We start from the raw sequence: 16558 nt of genomic DNA, 5'->3' as shown, positions 1-16558 counted from the left end.
CCTTCTATTGGGTTCCCGCGTTCGCGGGAATGATGGGGTGAGAATCATGTTTTTCGACGTCATTCCCGCGAACGCGGGAACCCAGAAAGCAACGAGCGGACCTTGTCCGCGATAGCGGGAGGTATCGGCGCGGTTCGCGGATGAGATCCGCTCCTACGCTGCCCCAACCACGCCATTCCCCTGTAGGAGCGCGCCCTGCGCGCGAATCGCGGGCAGGGCCCGCTCCTACCAAGCGATACAGAGCCGCGGTGTTTCGGGCCAACGGCGGATAACCGCGAACGGTTATTCGCCCTACGCCCAGCCCACCCGCAGCGTTCACGGGATCAATTGTTGCTCTGGGTGAATTTCTCCAGGTACAGCCGGCCGTTCTCCAGGCCCTGCGCCTGCAACCATTCCTTCACCGACTCGACCATCGGCGGCGGGCCGCACAGGTACATGTCGAAGGGCGCATCGCGCAGGGCCGCGGCGTCGAAGTGCTCGATGACGTAGCCGCGCTTTCCATCCCAGCCGGCGTCATCGCTGATCACCGGGGTGAAGGCGAAGTCTGGGATGCGCTCGGCGTAGCCGGCGATGCGTTCCAGCTCGCAGAGGTCCGCCGCCTGGCGTACGCCGTAGTACAGGCGCACCGGCTGGTCGCAGCCGTTGGCCTCGGCCAGCTCGTCGAGCATGCCGAGGAAGGCCGACAACCCGGTGCCGCCGGCCACCAGCAGCAGCGGGCGTTCGACGTGGCGCAGGTAGAAGGCGCCCAGCGGCGCCTCGAAGCGGATTTCGTCGCCCGGCTTGCAGCGCTCGCGGATGTAGTCGCTCATGGCGCCGTCGGGCAGCAGGCGGATGAGGAACTGCAGCTGGTTCTGCGCATTGGGCCGGTTGGCGAAGGAGTAGGAGCGCACCGCGTCCGTGCCCGGCACGCGCAGGCGCGCGTACTGGCCGGGCAGGTAGTCCAGCGCCGGGCCTTCGACCTGCAGGCGCAGGATGGCGGTGCTCGCCGAGACCTGCTCGACGCCGCTGACCACGCCGCGGTGGCTGGCCGGGCCGGCGGCGCTGCACAGGCTGGAGTCGAAGTCGAAGTAGAACGCGGCGTCGGACTGCACGCGGGTCTGGCAACTGAGGATCTTGCGCTGGGCCAGGTCCTCGGCGGAGAGGGTTTCCTCGTCGGCATAGTCCATCGCGTAGCTGCCGGACTCGCAGCGGCCCATGCAGGTGCCGCAGACGCCCTCGCGGCAGTCCAGGGGAATCTTGATGCCGTTGCGCAGCGCCGCGTCGAGCAGGATTTCGTTGCCCTGCACGGGGAAGAACAGCGTCTTGCCGTCGGCGAAGCTGAAGGCGACCTTGTGGTTCATCGGGCCATCCTCACAGGTGGTAGAAGTCGAGCACCGAATCGATGCGGTCGTTGAGCAGCAGCACGTGCTTGCGGGCGATCAGCCAGCTCTCGCCATGCGGACGCAGGCGGTAGGTGGCGTGGCCGAAGAACTGCCCGGGCGTCTCCAGGCGGTAGAACAGCGTGTGCCAGTTGGCGCGCACTTCCAGCTCGCCGCCGTCCAGTTCGCGGATGCGCACGTTGTCGATGCCGTGCAGGGTGCGCGGCATGGGGATGGTCGAGGCGGCCTTGCCGGTGCGGATACGGAACACCCGGTCCTCCAGGCCGGCGCGGCTGGGGTAGTAGATCAGCGACATGCCGCGCTTGGGGTCGGTGGTGTAGACGTGCTCGGAATCCCACTGCGGGACGTGGAACTCGCTGTCCTCGCTGAACATGTCGAGGTAGGCGTCCCAGTCCTGGGCGTCGCAGGCCTCGGCGTTGCGGTAGAGGAACTGTTCCACCCGGTATTGCAGTTGCGCGTTCATGCCTGCACCTCCCTGGGTTGCAGGGCCTTGCGTTCCAGGCCGGCGAGGAGGAAGCGCTGCCAGTGCTGGTGCTGGTTGACGTAGAGGCCTTCGTGGGTGATCTCGGTGCCGGTGAGCACGGGGGCGATGCCCAGCGTCTGGCTGTTCGGCGTCGGGCCCTCGACCCACTTGCCGTGGCCGCGGGAGATGTCGCTCCAGCGCTCCAGGCGGCCCTGGAAGCCGCGCTGCTGCTCGCGGAATTCCACCAGGTCGTCCGGGGTGCCCATGCCGGAGACATTGAAGAAGTCCTCGAACTGGCGGATGCGGTTCTCGCGGTCCAGGTCGGACTCGCCCTTCACGCCGATGCACTGGCTGATGACTTCGGTCTTGTTCCAGGCCAGCGGGCGGACGATGCGCAGCTGCGAGCTGATCTGGTCCATGAAGAACAGGCTGGGGTAGATGTTCAGGTTGCGCAGGCGGTGCATCATCCACTCGGCCCTGGCCTGGCCGTGTTCCTCGACCAGGCGCGGCATCACGCTGGCGTAGCCGGGGCGCACGGCGGGGTTGGGCATGTCGCTGAACAGCACGCTGTGGCCGTTGCGGAAGCTGAACCAGCCGTCGTCGGTCTGCGCGTCGCCGGCGCCGAGCTTGCTGTAGTCCAGGGTGCCGCTGGCGGTGCCGTTCTCGACGTTGACCTGCTGGCGGTGCTGCACGGTGGCCACGTAGTTGTAGTGCACGGTGCTGACGTGATAGCCGTCCAGGCCGTTCTCGTTCTGCAGCTTCCAGTTGCCCTCGAAGGTGTAGGCGGAGCGGCCCGGCAGCACTTCCAGCTCGCCGCTGGGGGACTGCGCCACCATCATGTCGAAGAACACTTTCGCATCGCCGAGGAAGTCTTCCAGGCTGTCCGTGGCGGTCACGTCCAGGCTGATGAAGACGAAGCCCCTGTAGCTGTCGATGCGCGCCTTCTTCAGGCCGCGGCTGGCCTTGTCGAAGTCCGCCGGGTATTCGCCCGGCGCCTTGACCTTCACCAGGCGCCCGTCGCTCTTGTAGCACCAGGCGTGGAACGGGCAGGTGAAGGTGGACTGGTTGCCCTTGCACACCCGGGTGAGGGTGGCGCCGCGGTGCTGGCAGGCGTTGACCAGGGCGTTCAACTGGCCGCCGGCGTCGCGGGTGACGATCATCGGCTGGCGCCCGGCGCGCAGGGTGATGAAGTCGTTGGGATTGGGGATTTCGCTTTCGTGGCAGGCGTAGATCCACTGCTTCTCGAAGATCAGTTCCATCTCCAGGTCGAACAGTTCCGGCTCGGTGAACATGTCCCGGGCGATGCGGTACACCCCTTCGACGGGGCGGAAGTCCAGGCAGCCACGGATGTAGTCCTGCCACTGCGCAAGGCTCTTGCTTGGTGCGTTCATTGTTGTTGTCCCATCGGGCGGATCGGTGGCTCCATTTCACGGCCGGCGCGCCATGGCGGTCTATCCGCCCAGTGGGGGAAGGCGATCCGCAAAATTGGCGGCGGGGTAACACCGCGGTGCAGGGGCTGGGTAGAAGTTGCCCAGCCGCGGTGCGCCGGGCGGCGGTGGAGGGGGCGGGCGGGGCGCCGACGGGGTGCGAATGGTCCGGAAAGTGGTCGAACACTATCCGCATACTGAGGCTTTGCCGACGATCCGTGGCCCGGGGGTACGCGTCTTGCTGCACACTGGGCGCAAGCGCCGTCAGAGCCGCCCCGAACAAGCCGTGAGTGCCCAGCGATGAATCCGAAGAACCCCGGTCACTTCCGTGACATCCACGCCGATCGCCTCGACCTTGCCGCCGCCCGCAACTGGATGTCGGCCATCTGCGGGCCCCATCGCCTGCATGCCGGCCACCCCGAGGCGGTTCGCTTCCAGCACAGCGGCAGCGTGCTCAAGGGCATGTCCACCACCCTGGGCTGTATCGAGTACGGCACTGAGGTGACCATCGGCATCGTCGAGACCGAGCGCTTCAACAGCTACAGCCTGAGCCTGCCGCTGGTGGGCGAGCAGGAGTTGAGCGTGGCCGGGCGCTACCTGCAGTCGAACCCGCAGCGCGGGGTGATCGTCTCGCCCAACCAGAGCCAGGAACTGAACATCACCGGCGACTGCCGCAAGCTGCAGGTGGTGATACCGCTGCTGGCCATGCGCCGGACCCTGGAGGAAATGCTCCAGCGCCCGGCCGAGCAGCCCCTGGTGTTCGAGCCGGAGATGGACGCCCGGGACGGCGCGGCGGCCGCCTGGTGGCGCATGGTCCGCCACCTGAACGAGGAGATGGCGCTGAGCGAGCTGTTCGGCCAGGCCTTCTTCAGCCGCGACCTGGAGCGCGCGCTGCTCAAGGGGCTGATCCTCGCCCAGCCGAACAACTACAGCGAGGCGCTGCGCCGCTGCCTGGCCGAGAAGGTGCCGCACTACCTGCTTCGCGCCCGCGAGCACATCCATGCCCATGCTCGTGAGGCATTGTGCCTGGACGACTTGGAAGAGGCTGCCGGGGTGTCGCGGTTCAAGCTGTTCGAGGGGTTTCGCAGGTACTTTGGCAGTGCGCCCATGACCTATCTGAAGCACTACCGGCTGCATGGGGTGCGCGAGGACATTCTTGCGGGTGGGGCGCGTAGCATCTCGGAGATCGCGATGGGGTGGGGGTTTGCTCACCTGGGGCGTTTTGCGGGGGACTATCGCAAGCTGTTCGGGGAGACGCCCAGTGCTACGCAGCAGCGGTTGCAGAGGCTTGGTGGGAGAGGGGGAGTGTAGGAGCGAGCTTGCTCGCGAATGGCGCTTACCGGTTGCTCCGGTGCCAGGGGTAACTCCGCTCCCTCTCCCCAGCCCTCTCCCTTCAGGGAGAGGGTTAGGGAGAGGGCGCTCTTCGGCATTACGCCACTGCTTTCGCAAGCCACCCAATAAAAAACCGGCCCCAAAGGCCGGTTTCTTCACCACACCACCCGAACTCAGCGATATTCGCAGAGGTAAGCAGTCTCCACCGCGACCTTCAGTTGGAACTTGCTGTTCCCCGGCACGGTGAACTGGCTGCCGGCGGCGAAGGTTTCCCACTCGTCGCTGCCCGGCAGCTTGACGGTCAGGGCGCCGGCGACCACGTGCATGATCTCCAACTGGCTGGTGCCGAATTCGTACTCGCCGGGGGCCATGACGCCGATGGTGGCCGGGCCCTCGGTCATGCCGAAGGCGATGGATTTGACGGTGCCGTCGAAGTACTCGTTGACCTTGAACATGGGGCTGCTCCTGCAACAGGGGGTAGGGAGGGCGAAAAAAGGAGCGCCAGTATGCCCAAGGCGATGGGCAGCGTCACTACGCGGCCGTCACAGCGCCAGCGGCAGCAGCCGGGCGGTGTTGCGCGCGTCTTCCAGGGCGCGGTGCTGCTGGCCCTGGAAATGCAGTCCGGCCAGTTGCAGCGCGGTGTTCAGGCCCACCGGGCGCTTGAGCTGGCGGGCCTGGGCGAAGCGCTGCTTGAGGTTCAGGTGCGGCACCTGGCTCAGATGGCTGTCGATGTGCTGCTGGCGCCATTCCAGTTCCAGCTGGCGGCGGTCGTTGTCGCCCCAGCTGGCCCAGCCGGCCAGGCGCGGGCTGTGCTGCGCGAGCCAGCGCTCGAACTGCGGCCAGACCTCGGTGAGCGGTGCGGCGCCGTCGACGTCGGCCTGGCTGATGTGGGTGAGTTCGCGGCAGAAGCTGGTCAGCAGCGGGCGGCGCTGCGGCCGCACGAAGCGCTGGAAGTGGTCCAGCTCGCGGCCGTCGGCGGCGGCCACGAGGCTCGCGCCGATCTCGATGATCTCCATTTCCTCGACCGGCCAGCCGCCTTCCTCGGTGGTGGCTTCCAGGTCGATCACCAGCCAGTGGGGCATAGGGCCTGCTCGTGCGCTGAAGTGGGACGGTCCGGACCGCGTGCGCGGCGCCTGGCATGCAGTATGGAAGGCCTTTCGGGGCTCGGCAAACCGCTGCTAGGCTAGCCCGATCGACAACAGGGGAACCGAGCCATGGCGAAAGTCGCGTTCATCGGCCTGGGCGTCATGGGCTATCCCATGGCCGGGCATCTGCAGGCCAAGAGGCATGAGGTCTGCGTCTACAACCGTACCCCGGCGCGCGCCGCGCAGTGGGTCGCCGAGCACGGCGGCAGCTCCGCGCCCACGCCGTGCGAGGCCGCGGCGCAGGCGGAATTCGTGATGTGCTGCGTGGGCAACGACGACGACCTGCGCAGCGTGGTGCTGGGGCCGGACGGCGCCCTCGCCGGGATGCAGCCGGGGAGCGTCTTCGTCGACCACACCACGGCCTCGGCGGCGGTGGCCAGGGAGCTGGCGGTGCAGGCCGCCGAGCGCGAGCTGGGCTTCCTCGACGCGCCGGTCTCCGGCGGCCAGGCCGGTGCCGAGAACGGCGCGCTGACGGTGATGGTGGGCGGCGAGGAAGCCTTCTACCGGCGCGCCGAGCCGCTGATCGCCGCTTATGCGCGGATGGTCCGGCTGATGGGCCACAGCGGCGCGGGGCAACTGACCAAGATGGTCAACCAGATCTGCATCGGCGGCCTGCTCCAGGGCCTGTCCGAGGCCCTGCATTTCGCCCGGTGCGCGGGCCTGGACGGCGAGGCCGCCATCGAGGTCATCAGCAAGGGCGCGGCGCAGTCCTGGCAGATGGAGAATCGTCACAAGAGCATGCTGGAAGGGCGCTTCGACTTCGGCTTCGCCGTGGACTGGATGCGCAAGGACTTCGGCATCGTGCTCGACGAGGCGCGGCACAACGGCGCGCAGCTGCCGGTGACGGCGCTGGTCGACCAGTTCTATGCCGAAGTGCAGGCCGGCGGTGGCGGGCGTTGGGATACTTCCAGCCTGATCACCCGGCTGAAGCCGCGCGGGTGAATCAGCTGCGGAAGATGAAGTAGACCGCGCCCAGCAGGCACAGGCCCGCCCACAGGTAGTCCAGCTTCAGCGGCTGCTGCATGAAGAACACGCTGAAGGGCACGAACACCGCCAGGGTGATGACCTCCTGCATGATCTTCAGCTGACCCACCGACAGCGCGGTATAGCCGATGCGGTTGGCCGGCACCTGCAGCAGGTACTCGAACAGCGCGATGCCCCAGCTGACCAGGGCGGCGATGATCCAGGGCTTGGTGTTCAGCGTCTTCAGGTGGCCGTACCAGGCGAAGGTCATGAACAGGTTGGAGAACGCCAGGAGGGTGGCGGTTTGGGCCCAGACCGGCATGGGGAGCTCTCGGAGGTGAGGAGGGCGCCAGCCTAAATCGCCGCGCTCGCGCCGCCAAGAGGGGCTGGCGATGCAAGGCCCTTGGCGGCGCGCGCCGCTGGGCTTATCCTCCGCGCCGCGCACCGGCCCTGCGGTGCGCGATCTTCCTCCGTGCCTTTTTATGAGCCCAGCAACGATGCAATGCCGTGCCGGCTGTGGCGCCTGCTGCGTGGCGCCGTCGATTTCCTCGCCCATCCCCGGCATGCCCGGCGGCAAGCCCGCGGGCGTGCGCTGCGTGCAACTGGACGAGCGCAACCTCTGCCGCCTGTTCGGCCGGCCCGAGCGCCCGGCGGTGTGCGCGGCCTTCGACGCCGACGCCGAGGCTTGCGGCAGCAGCAACGAGGAGGCGCTGCGCATCCTCGCCGAATGGGAACGGATCACCGCCGCCTGAGTGACTTGGAAGTCACGTTTTCAGGGGCCATACTGGCGCCCATCCTGACTGCCGAACCGCTCAGGATCGCGGATTTGCAACGGGTACGGCCCTTCGCCGGCCCGGCCAGACCAACAATAACCAGAGGAAGATGACGATGCGTGGCATCCTGCGTATGACCCTGTTGAGCGCCGCCCTGCTGGGCGCCTCCGGCGCCGCCATGGCCGAGGACTGGCAACTGGCCAAGGACCAGGACGGCGTCAAGGTCTACCTGAGCAGCGTCCCGGGCTCCAAGTACAAGGCCTACCGCGGCGTGGTCGACATCAAGGCCGACGTGGCCAGCATCAATGCCCTGCAGGAAGACGTGAAGGGCTCCTGCAAGTGGATCCACGCCTGCGCCGAGATGCGCCTGCTCAAGAGCGAAGGCGACAATTCCTGGACCTACTCGAAGATCGACATGCCCTGGCCTGTGACCGGCCGCGACGTGGTGATCCACGTGACCACCGAGAAGACCGCCGACGGCGGCCTCATCCGCCACCTGCAGGCCGAACCGACCTACATTCCGGAAGAGAAGGGCGAGATCCGCGTGCCCAAGCTGGTCGGCGAATGGAAGCTGGTGCCCAAGGGCGCGGGCGTCACCGAGGTGACCTACCAGGTGCAGACCGAGCCGGGCGGCAGCATTCCGTCGTGGCTGGCCAACAGCTTCGTGGTGGATGCGCCGATGAATACCCTGAAGGGGCTGCGGGCGGCGGCGGAGAAGCGCTGAGGCTTGGTGTTATGGAAAAGGCCGCCTGGGGGCGGCCTTTTTTGTGTTTGCGGGCTGTCCTGAGCTGCCGGCGAACGGGATGCCCAGCGTGGCCGGTGAATCCAATCGCGGACAAAGTCCGCTCCTACGCCAGTGCTTCCCTGAACCGTAGGAGCGGACTCTGTCCGCGATTCGGCGGATAACGCCATAGGCGTTATGCGCCCTACGCAGAAACCTCCGCATGCACCGGAACGCCTCAGGGGCGTGAGGATCGGAGCGCGGGATAAAAGTTCGCAAGCAAGCTCGCTCCTACAAGTACTAGGGCACGCGAGCAGATAACAAAAAAGGCTGCCGAAGCAGCCTTTTCCGTATCCCGGCGAAACTTACTTGCGAGCGCCGAGGTCGACGAAGTCGCGCTGGGTGTAGCCGGTGTACAGCTGGCGCGGGCGGCCGATCTTGTACGGGCCGGAGAGCATTTCCTGCCAGTGCGAGATCCAGCCCACGGTACGCGCCAGGGCGAAGATCACGGTGAACATGCTGGTCGGGATGCCGATGGCCTTGAGGATGATGCCCGAGTAGAAGTCCACGTTCGGGTAGAGGTTGCGCTCCACGAAGTAGGGGTCATGGCGGGCGATCTCTTCCAGCTTCATGGCCAGTTCCAGCTGCGGATCGTTGATGCCCAGCTCGCTGAGCACCTCGTCGCAGGTCTGCTTCATGACCTTGGCGCGCGGGTCAAAGTTCTTGTACACGCGGTGGCCGAAGCCCATCAGCTTGAACGGATCGTTCTTGTCCTTGGCCTTGGCCACGAACTTGTCGATGTTCGAAACGTCACCGATCTCGTCCAGCATGCGCAGTACCGCTTCGTTCGCACCACCGTGGGCCGGGCCCCAGAGGGCGGCGATGCCGGAGGCGATGCAGGCGAACGGGTTGGCGCCGGAGGAGCCGGCCAGGCGCACGGTCGAGGTCGAGGCGTTCTGCTCGTGGTCGGCGTGCAGGATGAAGATGCGGTCCATGGCCTTGGCCAGCACGGGGCTGATCGGCTTGGTCTCGCAGGGGGTGTTGAACATCATGTGCAGGAAGTTTTCTGCGTAGCTCAGGTCGTTGCGCGGATACATCATCGGCTGACCCATGGAGTACTTGTACACCATGGCGGCGATGGTCGGCATCTTGGCGACCAGGCGATGCGCGGAAATCTCGCGATGCTTGGGGTTATTGATGTCCAGGGAGTCGTGGTAGAAGGCGGAGAGGGCGCCGATCACGCCGCACATGATGGCCATCGGGTGGGCATCGCGGCGGAAGCCGTTGAAGAAGGTCTTCAGCTGCTCGTGAACCATGGTGTGGTTCTTGATGGTGCCGACGAACTGTTCCTTCTGCTCGGCGGTGGGCAGTTCGCCCTTAAGCAGCAGGTAGCAGGTTTCCAGGTAGTCGGATTTCTCGGCCAGTTGCTCGATCGGATAGCCGCGGTGCAGCAGCACGCCCTTGTCGCCGTCGATATAGGTGATCTTCGACTCGCAGGAGGCGGTGGACATGAAGCCAGGATCGAACGTGAAGTGGCCCGTGGAGGTCAGACCCCGCACATCCACTACATCGGGGCCCAGCGTGCCGGAGAGGACGGGCAGTTCGACGGGGGCTGCGCCCTCGATGATCAACTGCGCTTTCTTGTCAGCCATGATTAGGCCTCCTATTAATGCTTGAAATCATCTGTACGACCCCCCACGCAGGGCCCGCACCACTATAGAGAGATAAATCCGATTGTCAATTTGCAAGAACCGCTACCGGACAGCCCCTCCAACTGCCTGTTTTGGCGAAAAAAATCGCCTATTTACGCCTTTTATGGGGGTGCGGCAATAAGTCCTTAGGCGAAGGCGATTCCGTTGTCATTAGGAGCCTAACTGTCTATACTCGGCGACCAGCCGCTGGGGCCCTCCAGGCCTCGCTCCACAGGCGGTTGTCACTCCCGAAGGTGATGGGTACCTGACAAGTGCACCTCCCGACAACTAGCCCTGCAATTCGAAGGGCTCTCAGTGTGAAAAAAGCCGTGAATAGCAAACGACCTGTAAACCTAGACCTAAGGACCATCAAACTCCCTGTCACTGCTTACACGTCCATTCTCCACCGCATCTCTGGCGTCATCCTGTTCGTGGGCATTGCCGTGCTGCTGTTCGCGCTCGACAAGTCCCTGGCATCGGAAGACAGCTTCGAGCAGGTGAAGGCGTGTCTGGCCCATCCGTTGGCCAAGCTTGTGATCTGGGGCCTGCTCTCCGCGCTGCTTTACCACCTGGTAGCCGGCATTCGTCACCTCGTCATGGACGCAGGTATCGGCGAGACGCTGGAAGGTGGCAAGCGTGGTTCGAAAATCGTCATCGCCATTGCCGTGGTGCTGATCGTTCTGGCGGGGGTCTGGGTATGGTAACTAACGTCACTAACTTCTCGCGTTCCGGCCTCTACGACTGGATGGCCCAACGCGTTTCTGCGGTCGTTCTCGCGGCTTACGTGCTTTTCCTGCTGGGTTACCTGATCGCACACCCGAACATCTCCTACGAGGAGTGGCATGGTCTGTTCTCCCACAGCCTGATGAAGATCTTCAGTCTTCTCACGCTGGTTGCCCTGAGCGTGCACGCCTGGGTCGGCATGTGGACCATCACCACCGACTACCTGACTCCGATGGCGCTAGGCAAAGCCGCGACCGTCGTGCGTTTCCTCGTCCAGGCGGTATGCGGCATGGCCATGTTCGCATTCTTCGTCTGGGGTGTGCAGATTCTCTGGGGTAACTGATCCATGGCAAGCATTCGCACTCTCTCCTTCGACGCCATCATCGTTGGTGGCGGCGGCGCCGGCATGCGTGCCGCGCTGCAACTGGCCCAGGGCGGTCACAAGACCGCCGTGGTGACCAAGGTCTTCCCGACCCGTTCGCACACCGTTTCCGCCCAGGGCGGCATCACCTGCGCCATCGCTTCGGCCGACCCGAACGACGACTGGCGCTGGCACATGTACGACACCGTCAAGGGCTCCGACTACATCGGTGACCAGGACGCCATCGAATACATGTGCTCCGTCGGCCCGGAAGCCGTGTTCGAGCTGGAACACATGGGCCTGCCGTTCTCCCGTACCGAGCAGGGCCGCATCTACCAGCGTCCGTTCGGCGGCCAGTCCAAGGACTTCGGCAAGGGTGGCCAGGCCGCCCGTACCTGCGCCGCGGCCGACCGTACCGGTCACGCCCTGCTGCACACCCTGTACCAGGCCAACCTGAAGAACGGCACCTCCTTCCTCAATGAGTGGTACGCCGTCGACCTGGTGAAGAACCAGGACGGCCACGTGGTCGGCATCATCGCCATCGACATCGAGACCGGCGACACCATCTATATCCGCTCCAAGGCCGTGGTCCTGGCCACCGGCGGTGCAGGCCGCATCTACGCCTCCACCACCAACGCCCTGATCAACACCGGCGACGGCGTGGGCATGGCCCTGCGCGCCGGCGTACCGGTGCAGGACATCGAGATGTGGCAGTTCCACCCGACCGGCATCGCCGGCGCCGGTGTACTGGTCACCGAAGGTTGCCGTGGTGAAGGCGGCTACCTGATCAACGCCCATGGCGAGCGCTTCATGGAGCGTTACGCTCCGAACGCCAAGGACCTGGCCGGCCGCGACGTGGTCGCCCGCTCGATGGTCAAGGAAGTGATCGCCGGCAACGGCGTGGGCCCGAACAAGGACCACGTACTGCTGAAGCTCGACCACCTCGGCGAGGAAGTCCTGCACAGCCGCCTGCCCGGCATCTGCGAACTGTCCAAGACCTTCGCCCACGTCGACCCGGTGGTCGCGCCGATCCCGGTCATCCCGACCTGCCACTACATGATGGGCGGCGTCGCCACCAACATCCATGGCCAGGCCCTGACCATGGACGCCAACGGCAACGACACCATCATCGAAGGCCTGTTCGCGGTCGGCGAAGTCGCCTGCGTATCGGTACACGGCGCCAACCGCCTGGGCGGCAACTCGCTGCTCGACCTGGTGGTCTTCGGCCGCGCTACCGGCCTGCACCTGGAAAAGGCCCTGAAAGAGGGCATCGAGCACCGCGGCGCCTCCGAGTCCGACCTGGAAGCCTCCTTCAAGCGCCTGAACGGCGTGAACGAGCGCACCAGCGGCGAAGAAGTCGCCCCGCTCAAACGCGAACTGCAGCAGTGCATGCAGAACTACTTCGGTGTATTCCGTACCGGCGAATACATGCAGAAGGGTATCGCTCAACTGGCTGACCTGCGCGAGCGCATCGCCACCGTCAAGATCAACGACAAGAGCCAGGCTTTCAACACGGCGCGCATCGAAGCGCTGGAACTGCAGAACCTCCTCGAGGTGGCCGAAGCCACCGCCATCGCGGCCGAAAACCGCAAAGAGTCCCGCGGCGCCCATGCCCGCGAAGACTTCGAGGAGCGCGACGACGAGAACTGGCTGTGCCACACCCTGTACTTCCCGGGTGAGAAACGCGTTGCCAAGCGTGCCGTCAACTTCGCGCCGAAGACCGTTCCGGCATTCGAACCCAAGGTTCGTACTTACTAAGGGTGCCCGTCATGTTGAAAGTAAGTGTTTACCGCTACAACCCGGAGAAGGACTCTGCACCCTACATGCAGGACTTCGACGTCGATACCCAGGGCAAGGACGTGATGGTCCTGGACGTGCTGGCGCTGATCAAGGAACAGGACGAGGGCTTCTCCTACCGTCGTTCCTGCCGTGAAGGCGTTTGCGGCTCCGACGGCATGAACATCAATGGCAAGAACGGCCTGGCCTGCATCACTCCGCTGTCGGCCGCCGGCCTGAAGGGCGGCAAGCTGGTGCTGCGTCCGCTGCCGGGCCTGCCGGTGATCCGTGACCTGGTCGTCGATATGCGCATCTTCTATAAGCAGTACGAGAGCGTTAAGCCGTATCTGCAGAACAAGTATGCCGCGCCGGCGATCGAACGCCTGCAAACCCCCGAAGAGCGCGAAAAGCTGGACGGTCTGTACGAGTGCATCCTGTGCGCCTGCTGCTCGACCTCCTGCCCGTCGTTCTGGTGGAACCCGGACAAGTTCCTCGGCCCCGCCGCGCTGCTGCAAGCCTATCGCTTCCTGGCCGACAGCCGCGACACGGAAACCCAGTCGCGCCTGGCGAGCCTGGACGATCCGTTCAGCGTGTTCCGTTGCCGTGGAATCATGAACTGCGTGAATGTCTGCCCGAAAGGCCTGAACCCGACCAAGGCCATCGGTCACATTCGCAACATGCTGCTGCAGAGCGGGACCTGATCCCACTCGCCGTCGCGTGCGAAAAGAGCAATACCCGTGCCGCCGGAACATTGTCCGGCGGTACGGTTGCAACGGGCCCCAGCCCACAAAGCCGGGGTTCTGACTCTGAAAACGTATATATGACCAGCAGGGGCATCCGGGCTGGTACCCGGACTATCTGCGGGAACCTTTGTGGCTACCAGTCGCTGCACAGGGCTGGGTCTCCCGAGAGTTCCATCAGGTGGAGTCCCCTTACCGAGGGTGACCAAGCATGCACGAAAGCGTAATGCAGCGGATGTGGAACAGTGCCCATCTATCCGGTGGGAACGCTGCCTACGTCGAAGAGCTCTACGAGCTCTACCTGCACGACCCGAACGCTGTGCCAGAAGAGTGGCGCACATACTTCCAGAAGCTCCCCGCCGACGGCAATCCCGCCCCCGACGTCTCGCATTCCTCCATCCGCGATCATTTCGTACTCCTGGCCAAGAACCAGCGCCGCGCTGCGCCCGTTTCCGCCGGCAGCGTCAGCACCGAGCACGAGAAGAAGCAGGTCGAAGTCCTGCGCCTGATCCTGGCGTACCGGCTGCGTGGACATCAGGCCGCGAAGCTCGATCCGCTGGGCCTCTGGGTGCGCACCGCGCCTTCGGACCTGTCGCTGGATCACTACGGCCTGACCGCCGCCGACCTCGACACCACCTTCCGCACCGGTGAGCTCTACATCGGCAAGGAAGAGGCGACCCTGCGCGAGATCCTCGACGCCCTGAAGCAGACCTACTGCAGCACCATCGGCGCCGAGTTCATGCACATCGTCGATTCCGAGCAGCGTCACTGGTTCGCCCAGCGCCTGGAAGGCGTGCGCGGTCGTCCGGCGTATTCCACCGAGGCGCGCGCCCACCTGCTGGAGCGCCTGACCGCAGCCGAGGGCCTGGAGAAGTACCTGGGCACCAAGTACCCGGGCACCAAGCGTTTCGGCCTGGAAGGCGGCGAGAGCCTGATTCCGATGGTCGACGAGATCATCCAGCGCTCCGGTTCCTACGGCGTCAAGGAAATCGTCATCGGCATGGCCCACCGTGGCCGTCTGAACGTCCTGGTCAACACCCTCGGCAAGAACCCGCGCGACCTCTTCGACGAGTTCGAAGGCAAGAAGCTGGTCGAGCTGGGCTCCGGCGACGTGAAGTACCACCAGGGCTTCTCCTCCAACGTCATGACCAGCGGCGGCGAAGTCCACCTGGCTCTGGCGTTCAACCCCTCGCACCTGGAGATCGTCTCCCCGGTGGTCGAGGGTTCGGTACGCGCCCGCCAGGACCGTCGCAAGGACGGCAACGGCGACAAGGTGGTGCCGATTTCCATCCACGGCGATGCCGCTTTCGCGGGGCAGGGCGTGGTCATGGAAACCTTCCAGATGTCCCAGACCCGTGCCTACAAGACCGGCGGCACCATCCACATCGTGATCAACAACCAGGTCGGCTTCACCACCAGCCGCCAGGACGACGCGCGCTCCACCGAGTACGCGACCGACGTTGCCAAGATGATCCAGGCGCCGATCTTCCACGTGAACGGCGACGACCCGGAAGCGGTGCTGTTCGTCACCCAGCTGGCCGTCGACTACCGCATGCAGTTCAAGCGTGACGTGGTCATCGACCTGGTCTGCTACCGCCGCCGCGGCCACAACGAGGCCGACGAGCCGAGCGGCACCCAGCCGCTGATGTACCAGCAGATCGCCAAGCAGCGCACCACCCGCGACCTGTATGCCGACGAGCTGATCGCCGCCGGCGTGCAGACCGCCGAGCAGGCCCAGGAGAAGGTCGACGAATACCGCGACGCCCTGGACAACGGCCTGCACGTGGTGAAGAGCCTGGTCAAGGAGCCGAACAAGGAGCTCTTCGTCGACTGGCGTCCGTACGTCGGCCATGCCTGGACCGCGCGTCACGACACCCGCTTCGACCTGAAGACCCTGCAGGAGCTGTCCAACAAGCTGCTGGAGACTCCGGACGGCTTCGTCATGCAGCGCCAGGTGCAGAAGATCTACGAAGACCGCGCCAAGATGTCGGCCGGCGGCATGCCGATCAACTGGGGCTTCGCCGAGAACCTGGCCTACGCCACCCTGCTGTTCGAAGGCCACCCGGTGCGCATGACCGGTCAGGACGTCGGCCGCGGCACCTTCTCGCACCGCCACGCGGCGCTGCACAACCAGAAGGACGACTCGGTCTACATCCCCCTGGCCCACCTGTTCGACGGCCAGCCGCGTGTCAGCCTGTACGACTCCTTCCTCTCGGAAGAGGCGGTGCTGGCCTTCGAATACGGCTACGCCACCACCATGCCGAACGCGCTGGTGGTCTGGGAAGCCCAGTTCGGTGACTTCGCCAACGGTGCGCAAGTGGTGATCGACCAGTTCATCACCAGCGGCGAGACCAAGTGGCAGCGCCTGTGCGGCCTGACCATGCTGCTGCCGCACGGCTACGAAGGCCAGGGCCCGGAGCACTCCTCCGCGCGTCTGGAGCGTTACCTGCAGCTGTGCGCCGAGCAGAACATCCAGGTCTGCGTGCCGACCACCCCGGCTCAGGTCTACCACATGCTGCGCCGCCAGGTGATCCGTCCGCTGCGCAAGCCGCTGATCGTCATGACGCCGAAGTCGCTGCTGCGCCACAAGCTGGCCATCTCGACCCTGGAAGACCTGGCCAACGGCTCGTTCCAGACCGTCATCAACGAGATCGACAGCCTGGATCCGAAGAAGGTCGACCGCATCGTCCTGTGCAGCGGCAAGGTGTACTACGACCTGCTGGAGAAGCGCCGCGCCGAAGGCCGCGAGAACATCGCGATCGTCCGCCTGGAACAGCTCTACCCGTTCCCGGAAGACGACCTGGCCGAGGTCCTGTCGCAGTACAAGAACCTCAAGCACATCGTCTGGTGCCAGGAAGAGCCGATGAACCAGGGTGCCTGGTACTGCTCGCAGCACCACATGCGCCGTGTCATCGCCGCGCACAAGAAGGGCCTCAACCTGGAATACGCCGGCCGCGACGGCTCGGCCGCCCCGGCTTGCGGCTACGCTTCGATGCACGCCGAGCAGCAGGAAAAACTGCTGCAAGACGCCTTCACTGTTTAACGCCAACGCGCAGTAGATACC

General features: G+C 65.1%; 16 protein-coding genes. 9 read left to right on the top strand and 7 right to left on the bottom strand.

All coding sequences use genetic code 11. From position 1 onward, the window contains the following. Window positions 1-323: 323 nt before the first annotated feature. Genes antC through antA form a run of 3 tightly spaced genes read right to left on the bottom strand, consistent with a single transcriptional unit; the run spans window position 324 to window position 3233 of the window. Window positions 324-1340 (bottom strand): anthranilate 1,2-dioxygenase electron transfer component AntC, encoded by a 1017-nt coding sequence (antC, locus tag BM060_RS21050; RefSeq protein WP_074982667.1) that lies wholly within the window; start codon window positions 1338-1340, stop codon window positions 324-326. 10 nt (window positions 1341-1350) lie between these two features. Then, on the bottom strand, window positions 1351-1842 hold the full coding sequence (gene antB, locus BM060_RS21045) for an anthranilate 1,2-dioxygenase small subunit (RefSeq protein ID WP_009619357.1): 492 nt from the start codon (window positions 1840-1842) through the stop codon (window positions 1351-1353). Then, window positions 1839-3233 carry an anthranilate 1,2-dioxygenase large subunit gene (antA, locus tag BM060_RS21040; RefSeq protein ID WP_074982665.1) on the bottom strand — a complete coding sequence of 465 codons (1395 nt, stop codon included), beginning with the start codon at window positions 3231-3233 and terminating at the stop codon, window positions 1839-1841. Before antA ends, antB begins: the two co-directional genes overlap by 4 nt. 336 nt (window positions 3234-3569) lie before the next feature. Here antA and BM060_RS21035 point away from each other — a divergent pair, with 336 nt between their 5' ends. Beyond that, window positions 3570-4580: an AraC family transcriptional regulator gene (locus BM060_RS21035; protein ID WP_074982663.1), complete on the top strand. Its 1011-nt coding sequence runs from the start codon at window positions 3570-3572 to the stop codon at window positions 4578-4580. A gap of 194 nt (window positions 4581-4774) precedes the next feature. Here BM060_RS21035 and ppnP read toward each other — a convergent pair whose 3' ends face one another. After that, window positions 4775-5056, bottom strand: a complete 282-nt coding sequence (ppnP, locus tag BM060_RS21030; RefSeq protein ID WP_074982661.1) for a pyrimidine/purine nucleoside phosphorylase — start codon at window positions 5054-5056, stop codon at window positions 4775-4777. A gap of 87 nt (window positions 5057-5143) precedes the next feature. Beyond that, on the bottom strand, window positions 5144-5683 hold the full coding sequence (locus tag BM060_RS21025; protein WP_074982659.1) for a 3'-5' exonuclease: 540 nt from the start codon (window positions 5681-5683) through the stop codon (window positions 5144-5146). 132 nt (window positions 5684-5815) lie between these two features. On the opposite strand from BM060_RS21025, the gene BM060_RS21020 reads away from it, so the two are divergent. After that, window positions 5816-6688 carry an NAD(P)-dependent oxidoreductase gene (locus BM060_RS21020; protein WP_074982657.1) on the top strand — a complete coding sequence of 291 codons (873 nt, stop codon included), beginning with the start codon at window positions 5816-5818 and terminating at the stop codon, window positions 6686-6688. Window position 6689: 1 nt separating this feature from the next. On the opposite strand, the gene BM060_RS21015 is transcribed toward BM060_RS21020, so the two are convergent. Next, window positions 6690-7031 (bottom strand): DMT family protein, encoded by a 342-nt coding sequence (locus tag BM060_RS21015; protein ID WP_009619370.1) that lies wholly within the window; start codon window positions 7029-7031, stop codon window positions 6690-6692. A 175-nt stretch (window positions 7032-7206) separates the two neighbouring features. Here BM060_RS21015 and BM060_RS21010 point away from each other — a divergent pair, with 175 nt between their 5' ends. Beyond that, a complete protein-coding gene (locus BM060_RS21010; RefSeq protein WP_009619371.1) occupies window positions 7207-7461 on the top strand; it encodes a YkgJ family cysteine cluster protein in 255 nt (84 codons plus the stop codon). Window positions 7462-7597: 136 nt separating this feature from the next. After that, window positions 7598-8206 carry an START domain-containing protein gene (locus BM060_RS21005; RefSeq protein WP_135500019.1) on the top strand — a complete coding sequence of 203 codons (609 nt, stop codon included), beginning with the start codon at window positions 7598-7600 and terminating at the stop codon, window positions 8204-8206. Window positions 8207-8568: 362 nt separating this feature from the next. On the opposite strand, the gene gltA is transcribed toward BM060_RS21005, so the two are convergent. Further along, the gene (gene gltA, locus BM060_RS21000; protein WP_074982655.1) at window positions 8569-9855 is read right to left on the bottom strand and encodes a citrate synthase; all 1287 of its coding nucleotides are present in this window, start codon (window positions 9853-9855) and stop codon (window positions 8569-8571) included. 356 nt (window positions 9856-10211) lie between these two features. Here gltA and sdhC point away from each other — a divergent pair, with 356 nt between their 5' ends. From sdhC to BM060_RS20975, 5 genes are all read left to right on the top strand, one after another. Further along, complete coding sequence (gene sdhC / locus BM060_RS20995) at window positions 10212-10598, top strand: succinate dehydrogenase, cytochrome b556 subunit (RefSeq protein WP_167364784.1); 387 nt, start codon at window positions 10212-10214, stop codon at window positions 10596-10598. Then, window positions 10592-10960, top strand: coding sequence for a succinate dehydrogenase, hydrophobic membrane anchor protein (gene sdhD / locus BM060_RS20990; protein ID WP_074982652.1), 369 nt, complete (start codon window positions 10592-10594; stop codon window positions 10958-10960). The genes sdhC and sdhD overlap by 7 nt, the downstream gene beginning before the upstream one ends. A gap of 3 nt (window positions 10961-10963) precedes the next feature. Further along, window positions 10964-12736: a succinate dehydrogenase flavoprotein subunit gene (sdhA, locus tag BM060_RS20985; protein ID WP_074982650.1), complete on the top strand. Its 1773-nt coding sequence runs from the start codon at window positions 10964-10966 to the stop codon at window positions 12734-12736. Between the two features lie 11 nt (window positions 12737-12747). Next, entirely contained in the window at window positions 12748-13455 is a 708-nt protein-coding gene (locus tag BM060_RS20980) for a succinate dehydrogenase iron-sulfur subunit (RefSeq protein WP_074982649.1), read from the top strand. A gap of 250 nt (window positions 13456-13705) precedes the next feature. Next, on the top strand, window positions 13706-16537 hold the full coding sequence (locus BM060_RS20975; RefSeq protein ID WP_074982647.1) for a 2-oxoglutarate dehydrogenase E1 component: 2832 nt from the start codon (window positions 13706-13708) through the stop codon (window positions 16535-16537). Window positions 16538-16558 lie beyond the last annotated feature (21 nt).

Source organism: Pseudomonas citronellolis (assembly GCF_900112375.1).
In the GTDB taxonomy this organism is placed as follows: domain Bacteria; phylum Pseudomonadota; class Gammaproteobacteria; order Pseudomonadales; family Pseudomonadaceae; genus Pseudomonas; species Pseudomonas citronellolis.
The sequence above is the reverse complement of the archived record's forward strand: the minus strand, read 5'-3'. Positions and strand labels throughout refer to the sequence as shown.